The sequence below is a fragment of the Hyphobacterium lacteum genome (genome assembly GCF_036330345.1).
Classification (GTDB): domain Bacteria; phylum Pseudomonadota; class Alphaproteobacteria; order Caulobacterales; family Maricaulaceae; genus Hyphobacterium; species Hyphobacterium lacteum.
Genome location: NZ_JAZDRP010000014.1, coordinates 1 through 16,036 on the forward strand (window position 1 = coordinate 1; position 16,036 = coordinate 16,036).

The window sequence follows — 16,036 nt, forward strand, 5'->3', positions numbered from 1 at the left end:
TCGCTGCCGTCAAAGTCGTCTTGCCGTGGTCAACGTGACCAATCGTGCCAATGTTCGCGTGCGGCTTAGTCCGCTCAAACTTCTCCTTGGCCATCTCTCTGCTCCAAGTCTCGTGTTAATCCCAAGCGAAGGGCCGGTTAGGCGATCTTCGCGATGACTTCATCAGCCACGGCCTGCGGCACGGGCTCATAATGGTCGAATTGCATGGTGAACTGCGCGCGGCCCTGAGTGGACGAACGCAGCGCATTCACATAGCCGAACATGTTGGCCAGCGGCACCATCGCGTTCACGACGGTGGCGTTGCCCCGCATCTCCTGGTCGCGGATCTGACCGCGGCGGGAGTTCAGGTCGCCGATGACCGAGCCGGTGTATTCATCCGGGGTCACAACCTCGACCTTCATGATCGGTTCCAGCAGCTTCATCTTCGCCGGCCCCTTGACCTCGCGGAAGGCTGCACGGGCCGCGATCTCGAACGCCAGCACGCTGGAGTCGACATCGTGGAACTTGCCGTCAATCAGCGTGGCCTTGAAATCGATGACCGGGAAGCCAGCCAGCAGGCCGCCTTCCATGACAGAGCGAATGCCCTTTTCGACGCCCGGAATGTATTCCTTCGGCACCGAACCACCAACGATCTTCGATTCGAACTCGAAGCCTTCGCCCGGCTCGCGCGGTTCGAAGATGATCTTCACTTCGGCGAACTGGCCCGAACCACCCGACTGCTTCTTGTGCGTGTAGGTGATTTCAGCCGTCTGGCCGAGGGTCTCGCGGTAAGCCACCTGCGGCTGACCGATATTGGCCTCGACCTTGAATTCGCGCTTCAGGCGGTCAACCAGAATGTCGAGGTGCAATTCACCCATGCCGGCCATGATGGTCTGACCCGATTCCTCGTCGGTCGAGACGCGGAAGGACGGATCCTCGGCGGCCAGCTTTTGCAGGCCGATGCCCAGCTTTTCCTGGTCAGCTTTCGACTTCGGCTCAACAGCAATCTCGATCACCGGATCCGGGAACTCCATGCGTTCCAGAATCACCGGCTTCATCGGGTCGCAAAGCGTGTCGCCCGTCGTGGTATCTTTCAGACCCGCAATGGCAACAATGTCACCGGCGAAGGCTTCCTTGATGTCTTCACGGCTGTTGGAGTGCATTTGCAGCATCCGGCCAATGCGCTCTTTCTTTTCCTTCACCGTATTCAGCAGGGAAATACCGGTTTCCAGCTTGCCCGAATAAATGCGGCAGAAGGTCAGAGAACCGACGAACGGGTCGTTCATGATCTTGAAGGCGAGCATGGAAAGTGGCTCGTCGTCAGACGATTTGCGCGTGGTTTCCTGCTCGGTCTTGGCGTCGATACCTTTAATGGACGGCACCTCAATCGGGCTCGGCAGGAAATCGACCACAGCGTCCAGCAGCGGCTGCACACCCTTGTTCTTGAAAGCCGTGCCGCACAGCACCGGATGGAAATCGAGATTGATCGTGCCCTTGCGGATCAGCTTCTTGAGCGTTTCCACAGACGGCTCTTCGCCTTCCAGATAGGCTTCCATGGCAGCTTCGTCGATCTCGACAGCCGTCTCGATCATTTTCTCGCGCCATTCGGCAGCCTTGTCGGCCAGATCAGCCGGAATCTCTTCCTCGGTGAAGGTCGCACCCAGGCTCTCATCGTCCCAGACGATGGCCTTCATCTTGATCAGGTCGATCACGCCCTTGAAGTCGTTTTCCGAACCGATCGGCAGCTGGATCGCCAGCGGAGTACAACCGAGGCGCTCGACCATCATTTCCACCGAGCGGTAGAAGTCGGCACCGATCTTGTCCATCTTGTTCACGAAGAACATACGCGGGACTTTGTACTTCTCGGCCTGACGCCACACCGTTTCGGTTTGCGGCTCAACACCGGCATTGGCGTCCAGCAGGGCAACAGCACCGTCCAGCACGCGCAGCGAACGCTCGACTTCAATCGTGAAGTCCACGTGTCCGGGCGTGTCGATGATGTTCAGGCGCTTGTCTTTCCAGAAAGCGGTCGTCGCGGCCGACGTAATCGTGATGCCGCGTTCCTGCTCTTGCTCCATCCAGTCCATGGTGGCCGCGCCATCATGAACTTCACCGATCTTGTGGCTCTTGCCGGTGTAATAGAGAATACGCTCGGTCGTCGTGGTCTTGCCGGCGTCGATGTGCGCCATGATACCGAAGTTACGATAGTCTTCGATCTTGTGGGTGCGGGCCATGTCTGTCGTCCTTGGGGAGGTCGGCTGGGTGTTAGTTTACCAACGGTAGTGAGAGAAGGCGCGGTTGGCTTCCGCCATGCGGTGCGTGTCTTCGCGCTTCTTGATCGCGGTACCGCGATTCGCGGACGCATCCATCAGCTCGCCGGCCAGGCGCTCACGCATCGTGTTCTCGTTGCGCGCACGGGCAGCTGCCACCAGCCAACGGATGGCCAGGGCTTTCTTGCGCTCGGCGCGAACTTCGACCGGAACCTGGTAGGTCGCACCACCCACACGGCGGGAGCGGACCTCAACGTCCGGAGACACGTTTTCCAGGGCTTCGTGGAACACGGAGACCGGCTGACGCTTCAGCTTTCCCTCAACGAGCTCCAGAGCACCGTAAACGATGGACTCGGCGGCGGACTTCTTGCCGTCGAGCATCAGGTAATTCATGAACTTGGTAAGATCCTTGTCACCGAATTTCGGGTCGGGAAGAATCTCGCGTTTTTCTGCGCGGTGGCGACGTGACATCTCTGGTCTCTCCTACTTCGGCCGCTTGGCGCCGTATTTGGAACGGCGTTGACGGCGGTCCTTGACGCCCTGGGTATCCAGAACGCCGCGCAGGATGTGGTAACGGACACCCGGAAGGTCTTTCACCCGGCCACCCCGAATCAGGACCACGGAGTGCTCCTGAAGGTTATGGCCTTCACCCGGAATGTAGCTCACCACTTCATAGCCATTGGTCAGGCGAACCTTGGCCACTTTCCGCAAGGCCGAGTTCGGCTTCTTCGGTGTGGTGGTGTAAACGCGCGTGCACACACCGCGCCGCTGCGGGCAAGCCTGCAGGGCCGGCACCTTGTTGCGCTTCGGTTTGTCTTTCCGCGGCTTGCGGATAAGCTGGTTAATCGTCGGCATACCGCCTCTGTCCGTTCTCTGCGCGCCCATGCCGTTGCCGGTGTGAACGCATGAAAGCCGACGGTGCCAAGCCATCTCGCTTCGCCCGCCGATCCATTGATCTAATTCCGTATTTTCGGACGACGTATAGGCCTTTGGTGCCTACGGCTCGCCCCCGAAAAACAGGCGCGGAACCTATGCGCGCGATTTCCAAAGGTCAAGCGCCTCATACGGATTTTTGCGGGACATGTGGCCCGCAATAAAAAGGGCCGCCGGAGCAACCGGCAGCCCTTTGAATTTTAACGCTTACTGCCAGTTCAGGCTTCAGCGTCGCTCGCCGCATCCTCGGCTGCTTCAGCCTCTGCGGCCTCAGCAATCTCGGCCGGAAGCGCTTCGGCAGCTTCTGCGGCTGCTTTCTTGCGCTCTTCCAGCATGTCGGCATCAAGCTTGTCGGCCAGCGACTGGTAACGCCGCATGCCACCGCCGGTTCCTGCCGGAATCAAGCGGCCCACAATGACGTTCTCTTTCAGGCCTTCCAGCGTATCGACCTTGCCCTGGACAGCCGCTTCGGTCAGCACCCGCGTGGTCTCCTGGAAGGAGGCCGCGGAGATGAAGGAGCGGGTCTGCAGCGACGCCTTGGTGATACCCAGAAGGACCGGGCCACCTTCGGCCGGCTTCTTCTTGGCCTTCACCAGCTCGTCATTGGTTTCCAGGAACTCGATCTTGTCGACCTGCTCACCCGGCAACCAGTTGGTGTCGCCCGGATCGCTGATCTCGATCTTCTGCAGCATCTGGCGAACAATCACCTCGATGTGCTTGTCGTTGATCGGCACGCCCTGGAGTCGATAGACCTCCTGGATTTCCGAAACCAGGTAATCGGCCAGCGCCTCGGTGCCCAGGATCGACAGGATGTCATGCGGAGCCGGGTGACCATCCAGCAGGTACTCACCTTTCTGGATGATGTCGCCTTCCTGGACCGAGAGGTGCTTGCCCTTCGGTACCAGGTAATCAACCTTCGCTTCCGGATCATCCTCGGGAACGATCGAGATACGGCGCTTGTTCTTGTAGTCGCGTCCAAACTCGACGCGGCCGGTAATGTCGGCAATCACGGCGTGATCCTTAGGACGGCGGGCTTCGAAAAGCTCGGCCACCCGCGGCAGACCACCGGTGATGTCCCGCGTCTTGGCGCCTTCGGTCGGGATCCGTGCGATCACGTCGCCCGGCTTCACCGTATCGCCATCCGCCACCGAGAGAATGGCGCCCACGGCCAGCATGTAGCTGGCAGTCGTACCGTTCTCGAACTTCACCGGCTCGCCATTCTTGTCCTGGACAACGACCATCGGCTGCAGGCTGGCGCCCTTGGGTGCCGAACGCCAGTCGATGACCACCTTGGACGAGATGCCCGTGGCTTCGTCGGCTTCTTCTTTCACGGAAACGCCGTCGATCATGTCGATCAGCTTCACCGTGCCGCCGGTTTCCGTCACGATCGGGGTCGTGTACGGGTCCCATTCGGCCAGGCGGTCGCCGCGCTTCACGGACTTGCCTTCGTCGAAATGCAACTTCGCGCCGTAGGTCAGCTTGTGCGATTCGAGCACCTTGCCGTCCTTGTCGACGATCTTCAGCATCATGTTGCGGGCCATGACGATGTAAGCGCCCTCGTCATTCTTCACCGTCGCACGGTTTTCGAATTCGAGCTTGCCTTCGCGGGTCGCCTCGATCACCGATTGCTCGGAGACCTGGGCGGTACCGCCAATGTGGAAGGTCCGCATGGTCAGCTGGGTACCCGGCTCACCGATCGACTGGGCAGCGATTACGCCGACGGCTTCACCGATATTCACCGGCGTACCGCGAGCCAGGTCACGGCCATAGCAGGTGCCGCAAACGCCGATCCGCGTCTCGCAGGTCAGCGGCGAACGAACCTTGATGGACTGGACACCGGCGGCCTCGAGCTCGGCGATCTTTTCCTCGTCGAGGAAATCGCCCGCCTTGATCACCACTTCGCCATTTTCGCCCTTGGCATCATCGGCGGCATGGCGGCCCAGAACGCGTTGGCCCAGCGAGACAACAACATCACCACCGTCGATGACGGCTTCCATGTTGATGCCGGCATTGGTGCCGCAATCCGGTTCGGACACGATGCAGTCCTGAGCGACATCGACCAGACGGCGGGTCAAATAACCCGAGTTGGCGGTCTTCAGAGCGGTATCGGCCAGGCCCTTACGCGCACCGTGCGTCGAGTTGAAGTATTCAAGAACGGTCAGACCTTCCTTGAAGTTCGAAACGATCGGCGTCTCGATGATTTCGCCGGACGGCTTGGCCATCAGGCCGCGCATACCCGCCAGCTGCTTCATCTGGTTTTTCGATCCCCGGGCGCCGGAGTGAGCCATCATGTAGACGGAGTTCACTTCCATCTTGCCGTCCTGTTCGTAAGGCGCGGCAATCTCGTCCATCATGGCGTCAGCCACGCGGTCGGTACATTTCGCCCAGGCATCGACGACCTTGTTGTATTTCTCACCGCGGGTGATCAGACCGTCGACATATTGCTGTTCGTATTCGGCCACCAGGCTGCGGGTCTCGTTGACCAGCGTTGCCTTGGCTTCCGGGATCAGCATGTCGTCCTTGCCGAACGAAATACCGGCCTTGCAGGCCTCGCGGAAACCCAGCGCCATGATCTGGTCGGCGAAGATGACCGTCGCCTTCTGACCACAGTGACGATAGACCTCATCGATCATGCCGCCGATGGCCTTCTTGGTCATCAGCTCGTTGGCGATGGTCCAGGACACGCGCTCATGCTTGGGCAGCTTGTCGATGATCATCATCCGGCCCGGCGTGGTTTCCAGACGCAGACGAACCGGCTCACCCTTCTCGTCGACCGTGTCGTAGCGCATCGAGATCTTGGAGTGCAGCGTAATCACGCCAGCTTCCAGAGCGGCTTCCATTTCGGCCATGGTCGCGAACGCTGTGCCGTTGCCCGGCTCATCTTCCTTGTCCACGGACAGGTAGTAGAGACCCAGCACGATATCCTGCGACGGCACGATGATCGGCTTGCCATTGGCCGGCGACAGGATGTTGTTCGTCGACATCATCAGCACGCGCGCTTCCAGCTGGGCTTCCAGCGACAGCGGCACGTGAACGGCCATCTGGTCACCGTCGAAGTCAGCGTTGAACGCAGCGCAAACCAGCGGGTGCAGCTGGATGGCCTTGCCTTCGATCAGCTTCGGCTCGAACGCCTGGATGCCCAGGCGGTGAAGCGTCGGCGCCCGGTTCAGGAGAACCGGGTGTTCACGGATCACTTCATCAAGCACGTCCCAGACTTCCGGGCGCTCCTTCTCGACCAGCTTCTTGGATTGCTTGACCGTGCCGGACAGGCCTTTCGCGTCAAGGCGCGCGTAAATGAAAGGCTTGAACAGCTCCAGCGCCATCTTCTTCGGCAGGCCGCATTCGTGCAGCTTCAGTTCCGGACCAACCACGATCACAGAACGGCCGGAATAGTCGACGCGCTTGCCGAGCAGGTTCTGACGGAACCGGCCCTGCTTGCCCTTCAGCATGTCGGACAGCGACTTCAGCGGACGCTTGTTGGTCCCGGTGATGACGCGGCCACGGCGGCCATTGTCGAACAGGGCGTCGACGGATTCCTGCAGCATCCGCTTTTCGTTACGGATGATGATGTCCGGCGCGCGCAGCTCGATCAGGCGCTTCAGGCGGTTGTTACGGTTAATGACCCGGCGGTAGAGATCGTTCAGGTCGGACGTCGCGAAACGGCCGCCATCCAGCGGGACCAGCGGACGCAGTTCCGGCGGAATGACCGGCACGACCGTCAGGATCATCCACTCCGGACGATTGCCCGATGTGATGAAGTTTTCCAGAAGTTTCAGACGCTTGACCAGCTTCTTCAGCTTCAATTCGGATCCGGTTTCCTTGATGTCCTCGCGAACCTGTTCGGCAACGGCCTCAAGGTCCATATTGGCCAGAACGTCACGGATCGCTTCAGCGCCAATTCCGGCGGTGAAGGCGTCTTCGCCATATTCGTCCTGCGCATCCATGTATTCTTCTTCAGTGAGAAGCTGGAAGGGCTGGAGCGGTGTCAGGCCCGGCTCGGTGACCAGGAATTGTTCAAAGTAGAGAACGCGTTCCACATCCTTCAGCGCCATGTCGAGGATCATGGCAATGCGGGACGGCAGTGACTTCAGGAACCAGATGTGAGCCACCGGCGCGGCCAGCTCGATATGGCCCATGCGCTCACGGCGAACCCGTGCGAGCGTGACTTCCACGCCGCACTTCTCACAGGTGATACCCTTGAACTTGATGCGCTTGTACTTGCCGCACAGGCACTCATAGTCCTTGGTCGGACCAAAGATACGCGCACAGAACAGGCCGTCGCGCTCCGGCTTGAAGGTCCGGTAGTTGATGGTCTCGGGCTTCTTCACTTCGCCATAGGACCAGGAACGGATTTTCTCCGGGCTGGCCAGCGAGATCCGGATCCGGTCGAAGGACGGGCCTTCGGCGGCCGGGTTGAAGATGTTCATGACCTCGTGGTTCATGTTGCCGTCTCCTCAGAGGGGAGTGAACGGCGGAGCTGGCAGGCTCCGCCGCGTGAGATTGTACTTACTCGTTCTTCAGCTCGACATTCAGGCCCAGCGAACGCATTTCCTTGACCAGCACGTTGAAGCTTTCCGGAACACCGGCTTCAAACGTGTCATCGCCGCGGACAATCGCCTCGTAGACCTTGGTCCGGCCAGCCACGTCATCCGACTTCACCGTCAGCATTTCCTGCAGGGTGTAGGCGGCGCCGTAAGCTTCCAGAGCCCAGACTTCCATTTCGCCGAAGCGCTGGCCACCGAACTGGGCCTTACCACCCAGCGGCTGCTGGGTAACGAGGCTGTACGGGCCAATCGAACGGGCGTGGATCTTGTCGTCGACCAAATGGTGCAGCTTCAGAAGGTGCTTGATGCCGACCGTGACCGGACGGCGGAACTTCTCGCCAGTACGGCCATCATAGAGCGTCGACTGACCGGATTCGTGAATACCGGCCATCGACAGGTGATCAACGATATCCGTTTCACGGGCACCATCGAACACCGGCGTTGCTATCGGCACACCATTGGCCAGATTGCGGCCCAGCTCGACCAGTTCCTCTTCCGCTTTCGGCAGCTCCTGATCCTTGCCATAGACTTCCGTCAGCTTGGCTTTCAGGTCCTTGGTCTTGCCGTCACGCTTGTAGGCTTCATACAGCTCGCCAATCTGGCGGCCGAGGCCCTTACAGGCAAAGCCCAGATGGGTTTCCAGAATCTGGCCGACATTCATCCGCGAAGGCACGCCCAGCGGGTTCAGAACCAGATCAACCGGCGTACCGTCTTCCAGATAGGGCATGTCCTCGATCGGAGCGATCTTGGAGATAACACCCTTGTTGCCGTGACGTCCGGCCATCTTGTCGCCCGGTTGAAGCTTGCGCTTCACGGCCACAAAGACCTTGACCATCTTCATCACGCCCGGCGGCATTTCATCGCCACGCTGAAGCTTGTCGACCTTGTCCTCGAAGCGGCGATCAAGCCGCGCCTTGGAATCGTCGTACTGCTTCTTCAGCGCTTCGACCTCGCCCATCGCCTTTTCGTCATCAATGGCGATCTTCCACCATTGGCTACGCGGCTGGTCGTCAAGACCCTCTTGGGTGACTTCACCCTTTTTGAAGCCCTTGGGACCGGACGTTGCCTTCTTGCCCAGCAGGATATCGGCCAGACGCGAATAGATGTTGCGCTCGAGAATGGCGAGCTCGTCGTCCCGGTCCTTGCCCAGACGCTCGATTTCTTCCCGCTCGATCGCGATTGCACGCTGGTCCTTGTCGACACCATGACGGTTGAAGACGCGGACCTCGACGACCGTACCGGTCGTTCCCGGCGGCAGACGCAGCGAGGTATCGCGAACGTCAGATGCCTTTTCACCGAAGATGGCACGCAGAAGCTTTTCTTCCGGCGTCATCGGGCTTTCACCCTTCGGCGTCACCTTGCCGACCAGGATATCGCCAGCCTCAACCTCGGCACCCACCGACACGATGCCGGCTTCGTCCAGATTGCGCAGGGCTTCCTCACCGACATTCGGGATATCGCGGGTGATTTCTTCCGGGCCCAGCTTTGTATCGCGGGCCATGATCTCGAATTCCTCCAGGTGAATGGAGGTAAAGACGTCGTCGCGCACAATGCGCTCGGAAATCAGGATCGAATCCTCGAAGTTGTAGCCATTCCACGGCATGAAGGCGACGAGCACATTCTTGCCAAGCGCCAGCTCACCGAGATCGGTCGACGGGCCATCAGCAATGATGTCCCCTGCCCGCACCTCGTCGCCGACTTTCACGATCGGACGCTGGTTGATACAGGTCGACTGGTTGGAGCGCTGGAACTTTGACAGACGGTAGATATCGACACCCGACTGGGCGGCATCCACATCGCCGGTTGCGCGAACCACGATACGCGTGGCGTCAACCTGCTCGACCACACCGTCGCGGCGCGCCGCAATGGCAGCACCCGAGTCGCGGGCGACAACGTCTTCCATACCGGTACCGACCAGCGGCGCTTCCGCCTGCAGGAGCGGCACGGCCTGACGCTGCATGTTCGAGCCCATCAGGGCGCGGTTGGCGTCGTCATTTTCCAGGAACGGAATGAGAGCGGCCGCGACAGACACCACCTGCTTCGGAGAAACGTCAATATAATCAACGTCTTCCCGCGGGATCAGCGTCGCGTCACGACCCGGGCCGACCCGGCAGTTGACGAACTCATTGTCCAGCTGGCCCTTGTCATTCACCGTCGCATTCGCCTGCGCGATGTTGAAGCGGGCTTCCTGCATGGCCGAGAGGTAGTGAACCTCGTCCGTCAGCTTGCCATTCTCGACGCGGCGATACGGGCTCTCGATGAAACCGTACTTGTTGACGCGAGCATAGGTCGACAGCGAGTTGATCAGGCCGATATTCGGGCCTTCCGGCGTTTCGATCGGGCAGATCCGGCCATAGTGGGTCGGGTGCACGTCGCGGACTTCAAAACCGGCACGTTCACGGGTCAGGCCGCCCGGTCCAAGAGCCGAAAGACGGCGCTTGTGGGTGACTTCCGACAGCGGGTTGGTCTGGTCCATGAATTGCGACAGCTGCGAGGAGCCGAAGAATTCGCGGACAGCGGCCGCGGCCGGCTTGGCGTTGACCAGGTCATGCGGCATCACGGTCTCGATATCGACCGAGCTCATCCGCTCCTTGATCGCCCGTTCCATGCGCAGCAGGCCGATGCGGTACTGGTTTTCCATCAGTTCGCCGACCGAACGCAGGCGGCGATTGCCCAGATTGTCGATATCATCGATTTCGCCACGGCCATCGCGCAGACCCACCAGGGTCCGCAGAACCGCCAGAATGTCTTCCTTGCGCAGAACACGCATGTCATCCGGCGCATCCAGATCGAGGCGCATATTCATCTTCACGCGGCCAACCGCGGACAGATCATAGCGCTCGGAATCGAAGAACAGGCCCTGGAACATGGCCTCGGCCGTTTCCGGCGTCGGCGGTTCGCCCGGACGCATCACGCGGTAGATGTCGACCAGAGCCTGGTCGCGCGTATCATTCTTGTCAGCCGACAGGGTCTGCTGGACGTATGGTCCTTTGGTCTGGTTGTCGATGTCCAGGATTTCCAGCGCTTTGACCTTTTGCTCGCGCAGCGCCTCGATCACCTCTTCAGTGATCTCGTCGCCAGCTTCGGCATAGATCTCGCCGGTTTTCACATTGACGATATCCTCGGCCACGAAACGGCCCATCAGGCCTTCATCGCTCAGCAGGATATCTTTCAGGCCATCGTCGGCCAGCTTGTTCGCCGTCCGCGCGGCCAGCTTCTTGCCGGCCGGCGCCACGACCTCGCCCGACTTGGCGTCGACCAGGTCGAATGACGGCTTCACGCCCCGCCAGCGTTCCTTCACATAAGGTATGGCCCAACCGCCCTTGACCGCCTTGATCGAGATCCGGTCGTAGAAGGTCGCCAGGATTTCCTCACGGTCCATTCCCAGCGCATAGAGCAGCGTCGTCGCCGGCAGTTTCCGGCGGCGGTCGAGGCGCATGTGAACGATGTCCTTGGCGTCAAACTCGAAGTCCAGCCAAGAGCCACGGTAAGGGATAATGCGGGCGGCAAACAGGAATTTGCCCGAGGCATGGGTCTTGCCACGGTCATGATCGAAGAAAACGCCCGGCGAACGGTGCATCTGGGATACGATCACGCGCTCGGTACCGTTGACGATGAATGTGCCCTTATCCGTCATGAGCGGGATATCGCCCATATAGACGTCCTGCTCCTTGATGTCCTTCACGGAACGGGCGCCGGTGTCCTCGTCGACATCAAACACCACCAGGCGCATCTTGACCTTCAGCGGCGCTGCATAAGTCAGATCGCGCTGCTCACATTCCTCAACATCGAATTTTGGCGGCTCGAACTCGTAGGAAACAAAATCGAGGACAGCCCGCTCCGAGAAATCCTTGACCGGAAAGACTGATTTGAAAACGGCCTGCAGGCCCTCATCTCCGCGCTCCGCAGCCGGAACGTCCTTCATGAGAAACTGATCATAGGAGCTTTTCTGCACCTCGATCAGGTTCGGCATCGGAACGGTTTCAGGAATTTCGCCGAAAGATTTGCGAATGCGCTTTTTACCGGTGAACGACAGACCCATGTCGGCTCCCTTCGCAGCGATTGCTGCGCTCGTGTGACCCAAATCCGCGCCCGGAAGGGCAGCGGTTGCCTGCTTTGCCTGCCGCCCGGAAAACCGGGGACAAGCGCCACCGCCAGTGACAGCGCAGGCTGGCTGTCATTGGCAAATTCTGTTTCAGGGACGGGTAGACGGACGCACGGAATTACCCCGTGCGCCCGCCTGAATCCCTGTCAGATCTGCAACGCAGACCTTATTTCAGCTCAACAGTGGCACCAGCCTCTTCGAGCTTCTTCTTGATCTCTTCGGCCTCGGCCTTCGGAGCGCCTTCCTTGACGGCTTTGCCGCCAGCTTCGACGAGATCCTTGGCTTCTTTCAGGCCCAGGCCCGTGATGCCACGGACTTCCTTGATCACGTTGATCTTCTTGTCGCCAGCTGCAACGAGGATGACGTCGAATTCGTCCTTGTCGTCAGCCGCAGCACCGCCAGCGTCGCCGCCAGCAGCCGGACCAGCAACAGCCACGGCAGCTGCCGCCGGCTTGATGCCTTTTTCTTCCAGGATGTCGTTGAGTTCCTTGGCTTCCAGAATGGTCAGGCCCAGGAGTTCTTCAGCAAGTTTAGCTACATCAGCCATTTGATTTCAGTCCTTGATAAGTCGTGTTGGTTCGAAAGCGGAGAATGACGTGCCTCAGGCTTCGGCTTTTTCGCCGATAACCTGGATCTGGCCGGCGAGCGTGTTGCCCGGAGCCGTGATCCGCGAGACGACTTCGCCAGCCTGACCCAGAAGACGGGCCACTGCGGTCGCGATAAGCTCTTCGCGGGACGGCATCTTGGAGAGAGCCTCTACGCCCTTGGCGTCGAGAACTTCCTCTTCCATGAAGCCACCCAGGATTGCGAACTTGTCGTTACCCTTGGCATAGTCGACCGCTGCCTTGGGCGCCGCGGTGAAGTCTTCGGAGAAGGCGATCCCGACGGGACCGTTGAAATACTCCGAAGCGCCTTCAGCGCCTTTGCCCTTGAGAGCGATCTTGGCGAGACGATTGCGCACCACCTTGAAGGTGCCACCGGTTTCCCGGAGCTTGGCGCGCAGCGCCGTCATTTCCGCAACGGTCATGCCCTTGTAGTGGGCAATGACCACGGAACCGCTCGAGAAGATGCCCTTGAGCTCTTCAACGGAGGCTTCCTTGGTCATACGATCCATTTGCGGTCTCCCTGTTAGGACGCTTCCCCATGAAACGCCCGGAAAAAACGCCATGCCGAGCGTCCTTCCCGTTCATCGGGTCGGAACGCGCCGGCAAAGCGCATTCCTGTCCCAGGGCCTGAACCAACACCACCGCCAGGGCGAGGCGTTGAATTCTTGCTCTGTCTCACTCAGGGCCCTTGCGGAATTAAGACGGACCGGAATGTCCATCCCCTGCGATCTCGGACAGGTTGGCCGGGCTTGGCACCATGCCGCCCCCGGCCAGACCGGCGGTGTTAACCACCGGAACTCGTGTTTGACAACCCCTAAGCCGCCGGCGCTGCCGCGCTGGCTTCGGAAGTGTCGATTTTCACGCCCGGCCCCATGGTGGAGCTGATCGCGATTTTCTTCAGATAGGTACCTTTGGCACCGGACGGCTTGGCCTTGACGATCGCGTCCAGAACCGCCTGGACATTCTCTTCAAGCGCCTTGGCCGTGAAGCTCGCCTTGCCGACGCCGGCATGGACAATGCCTGCCTTCTCGACACGGAACTCGACAGCACCGCCCTTGGAATCCTCGACCGCCTTGGTGACATCCATCGTCACCGTACCGACCTTCGGGTTCGGCATCAGGCCGCGCGGGCCCAGAACCTTACCCAGACGGCCGACCAGCGGCATCATGTCCGGAGTGGCGATGACCTTGTCAAAGTCCATCCGGCCGCCCTGCACTTCTTCCATCAGGTCTTCAGCGCCCACCACGTCGGCACCGGCCTTCTTGGCCTCTTCCGCCTTCGGACCCTTGGCGAAAACCGCCACGCGGACCGAGCGGCCCGTACCGTTCGGAAGGTTGCAGACACCGCGGACCATCTGGTCAGCGTGACGCGGATCAACATTCAGATTGATCGCGATCTCGATGGTTTCGTCGAACTTGGCCGTCGCATTGGACTTCACCAGTGCAACCGCTTCGGTAACCGTGTGCAGCTTGTCGCGATCAACAGCAGACCGCGCAGCGCCAATACGTTTAGCAACTTTAGCCATGGTCTCTACTCCACCACATCCAGGCCCATCGAACGGGCCGAGCCGGCGATGATCTTCGTCGCCTGATCAAGATCGATTGCGTTGAGATCGGGCATTTTTGCCTCGGCGATCTCGCGGCACTGCGCCATGGTCACTTTCGCGATCGGGGCAGCCGAACCCGCCGTGCCAGAACCCTTCTGGATCTTGGCAGCCTTCTTCAGATAGAAGCTGGCCGGCGGCGTCTTCGTTTCGAAGGTGAAGGACTTGTCCTGGAAGACGGTGATGATGGTCGGGATCGGCATCCCTTTTTCCATCTCTTGCGTCTTGGCGTTAAACGCCTTGCAGAACTCCATGATGTTGACCCCGCGCTGACCCAGCGCAGGACCGATCGGCGGAGACGGGTTAGCCGCCCCGGCCGGTACTTGCAGCTTGATATAGCCTGCAATCTTCTTCGCCATTTCCCTTACTCCTGGTTAGGGAGAACGCGGTGCGGTGCCGGAATGGACTTCCCGGAACCTCCCGCATTCGGATGTTCACTGATCAGGCTGCTTTTTCGACCTGGCCATAATCGAGCTCGACCGGCGTGGCCCGGCCGAAGATATTGATCGCCACTTTCAGGCGGGCGTTCTCCTCGTCCACTTCCTCCACGATGCCATTGAAGCTCTGGAAGTGGCCATCGGTGACACGAACCGTCTCACCAACATCGTAATGGACCGTCGGCATCGGACGCTCGGCATCCTCTTCCATCTGGCCCAGAATTCTTTTCACCTCGGTCTCGGACACCGGCATCGGCTTGTTACCCGACCCCAGGAAACCCGTTACTTTCGGCGTATTCTTCACGAGGTGGTAGGCAGCATCCGTCATGTCCATCTTCACCAGGACGTAACCCGGGAAGTATTTGCGTTCGGACTGGACCTTGCGCCCCTTGCGCACCTCGACGACCTCTTCGGTCGGCACGAGAATTTCCTCGAAGCAGGCTTCCAGACCTTGCTGGGCCGCTTCAATCCTGATCGCCTCGGCCACCTTCTTCTCGAAGTTGGAATAGGCGTGAACAATATACCATCTGGCAGCCATTGCTGTCGGCTCCCCTAAGCGCCAAGCCGCAGGACGAACGTCACCAGGAAGGAAATCCCGGAATCGACCGCGAAGAAAAACAGGGATGCAAGGCCGGCCATCACCAGCACCATGATGGTGGAGATGATGGTTTCCTGACGCGATGTCCAGGTAACCTTGCGAGCCTCCTGACGCACCTGCTGGAAGAACTGGAACGGGTTCGTCCGCTTCTTCTTGGGCGCCGGAGCTTCTGTCTGCTTAGCAGGCGTATTTTTGCCGATCGTCTTGGCCATTATCGTTATTTAATCCGTTTCACCGCTAACGCTAGTCCGTCGATGGCAGGGGCGGAGGGACTCGAACCCCCGACCCTCGGTTTTGGAGACCGATGCTCTACCAGCTGAGCTACACCCCTTCGATAGAGCGCAGAGGACCGCGCCCGGACTTCACAGCCGTGCTTCGAAGCGTCGGCTTCTACACGCTGTTCGGCTGTTTGCAAACAGCCTTCTGCAAAAAAATGCGGCGGGCCGAAGCCCGCCGCACATCTGGTCTATGACCGGTTGCCGATTAACGGCGAACCGTGATCCGGCCGTAGAAGTAACGGCCAGCCGTGTCATAGGTCTGGTTGATGGTGTTCATGTCGTCATTGTTGGAGACATACGGCGGGGTCTCATTAGCGAGGTTCCGCACACCGAAGGTCAGGCCAACACCGCTATCGACGAAGTCGTAAGCAGCCTGGACGTCATGATACATCACACGCTCTGCATTGTTCGACAGGTTCGCCGGGTTCGACGAGAAGTCGGTGACTTCGTCGATGTAACGGCCAACATAGTTGAACTGCCAGTTGTCGGAAACGATACCCATGCGCAGCAGGGCAGAGATTTCCGGGAACGCAGCCGGAGTCGTCGTGAACGGATCCTGAGCGAAGGTGCCGGCGTATTCAAACACCGCACCGCCCGGCAGGACCTGGTAAGCAAAGCTTTCCAGATACGTCACGTCGATACCCGCCACGAACTGAGCGTTCGTGTTGAAGATGTCGAAGGTCG

Annotated in this window: 12 protein-coding genes, 1 tRNA gene and 1 pseudogene; all 14 read right to left on the reverse strand. The window is 59.7% G+C overall.

The annotated features are described in order from the left end of the window. The coding region (locus tag V0U79_RS13490; RefSeq protein ID WP_273020513.1) for a GTP-binding protein at nt 1-94 on the reverse strand (94 nt) is incomplete at its 3' end. 43 nt (nt 95-137) lie between these two features. Further along, nucleotides 138-2,213, reverse strand: coding sequence for an elongation factor G (gene fusA / locus V0U79_RS13495; protein WP_330200037.1), 2,076 nt, complete (start codon nt 2,211-2,213; stop codon nt 138-140). 36 nt (nt 2,214-2,249) lie between these two features. Continuing rightward, nucleotides 2,250-2,720, reverse strand: coding sequence for a 30S ribosomal protein S7 (rpsG, locus tag V0U79_RS13500; protein WP_330200038.1), 471 nt, complete (start codon nt 2,718-2,720; stop codon nt 2,250-2,252). Between the two features lie 12 nt (nt 2,721-2,732). Further along, on the reverse strand, nt 2,733-3,104 hold the full coding sequence (rpsL, locus tag V0U79_RS13505) for a 30S ribosomal protein S12 (protein ID WP_144254309.1): 372 nt from the start codon (nt 3,102-3,104) through the stop codon (nt 2,733-2,735). A gap of 296 nt (nt 3,105-3,400) precedes the next feature. Next, the gene (gene rpoC / locus V0U79_RS13510; protein ID WP_330200039.1) at nt 3,401-7,624 is read right to left on the reverse strand and encodes a DNA-directed RNA polymerase subunit beta'; all 4,224 of its coding nucleotides are present in this window, start codon (nt 7,622-7,624) and stop codon (nt 3,401-3,403) included. A 64-nt stretch (nt 7,625-7,688) separates the two neighbouring features. Further along, nucleotides 7,689-11,768, reverse strand: coding sequence for a DNA-directed RNA polymerase subunit beta (gene rpoB / locus V0U79_RS13515; RefSeq protein ID WP_330200040.1), 4,080 nt, complete (start codon nt 11,766-11,768; stop codon nt 7,689-7,691). Nucleotides 11,769-11,997: 229 nt separating this feature from the next. After that, nucleotides 11,998-12,378, reverse strand: a complete 381-nt coding sequence (gene rplL, locus V0U79_RS13520; RefSeq protein WP_330200041.1) for a 50S ribosomal protein L7/L12 — start codon at nt 12,376-12,378, stop codon at nt 11,998-12,000. Nucleotides 12,379-12,432: 54 nt separating this feature from the next. Continuing rightward, entirely contained in the window at nt 12,433-12,945 is a 513-nt protein-coding gene (gene rplJ, locus V0U79_RS13525; RefSeq protein ID WP_330200042.1) for a 50S ribosomal protein L10, read from the reverse strand. A 305-nt stretch (nt 12,946-13,250) separates the two neighbouring features. Then, nucleotides 13,251-13,961, reverse strand: a complete 711-nt coding sequence (gene rplA / locus V0U79_RS13530; RefSeq protein ID WP_330200043.1) for a 50S ribosomal protein L1 — start codon at nt 13,959-13,961, stop codon at nt 13,251-13,253. Nucleotides 13,962-13,966: 5 nt separating this feature from the next. Further along, nucleotides 13,967-14,398, reverse strand: coding sequence for a 50S ribosomal protein L11 (rplK, locus tag V0U79_RS13535; protein ID WP_330200044.1), 432 nt, complete (start codon nt 14,396-14,398; stop codon nt 13,967-13,969). An 82-nt stretch (nt 14,399-14,480) separates the two neighbouring features. Next, on the reverse strand, nt 14,481-15,014 hold the full coding sequence (gene nusG, locus V0U79_RS13540; protein ID WP_330200045.1) for a transcription termination/antitermination protein NusG: 534 nt from the start codon (nt 15,012-15,014) through the stop codon (nt 14,481-14,483). A 14-nt stretch (nt 15,015-15,028) separates the two neighbouring features. Further along, a complete protein-coding gene (gene secE / locus V0U79_RS13545) occupies nt 15,029-15,286 on the reverse strand; it encodes a preprotein translocase subunit SecE (RefSeq protein WP_330200046.1) in 258 nt (85 codons plus the stop codon). 43 nt (nt 15,287-15,329) lie between these two features. Beyond that, nucleotides 15,330-15,405 (reverse strand) — tRNA-Trp (locus tag V0U79_RS13550). A gap of 152 nt (nt 15,406-15,557) precedes the next feature. Then, nucleotides 15,558-16,036, reverse strand: a pseudogene (locus tag V0U79_RS13555) (TonB-dependent receptor plug domain-containing protein); the annotation flags it as partial.

Bases quoted from the DNA above. Each gene is read 5' to 3' on its own strand.
- fusA (WP_330200037.1), bottom strand. From the start codon at position 2,213: ATGGCCCGCACCCACAAGATCGAAGACTATCGTAACTTCGGTATCATG.
- rpsG (WP_330200038.1), bottom strand. From the start codon at position 2,720: ATGTCACGTCGCCACCGCGCAGAAAAACGCGAGATTCTTCCCGACCCG.
- rpsL (WP_144254309.1), bottom strand. From the start codon at position 3,104: ATGCCGACGATTAACCAGCTTATCCGCAAGCCGCGGAAAGACAAACCG.
- rpoC (WP_330200039.1), bottom strand. From the start codon at position 7,624: ATGAACCACGAGGTCATGAACATCTTCAACCCGGCCGCCGAAGGCCCG.
- rpoB (WP_330200040.1), bottom strand. From the start codon at position 11,768: ATGGGTCTGTCGTTCACCGGTAAAAAGCGCATTCGCAAATCTTTCGGC.
- rplL (WP_330200041.1), bottom strand. From the start codon at position 12,378: ATGGCTGATGTAGCTAAACTTGCTGAAGAACTCCTGGGCCTGACCATT.
- rplJ (WP_330200042.1), bottom strand. From the start codon at position 12,945: ATGGATCGTATGACCAAGGAAGCCTCCGTTGAAGAGCTCAAGGGCATC.
- rplA (WP_330200043.1), bottom strand. From the start codon at position 13,961: ATGGCTAAAGTTGCTAAACGTATTGGCGCTGCGCGGTCTGCTGTTGAT.
- rplK (WP_330200044.1), bottom strand. From the start codon at position 14,398: ATGGCGAAGAAGATTGCAGGCTATATCAAGCTGCAAGTACCGGCCGGG.
- nusG (WP_330200045.1), bottom strand. From the start codon at position 15,014: ATGGCTGCCAGATGGTATATTGTTCACGCCTATTCCAACTTCGAGAAG.
- secE (WP_330200046.1), bottom strand. From the start codon at position 15,286: ATGGCCAAGACGATCGGCAAAAATACGCCTGCTAAGCAGACAGAAGCT.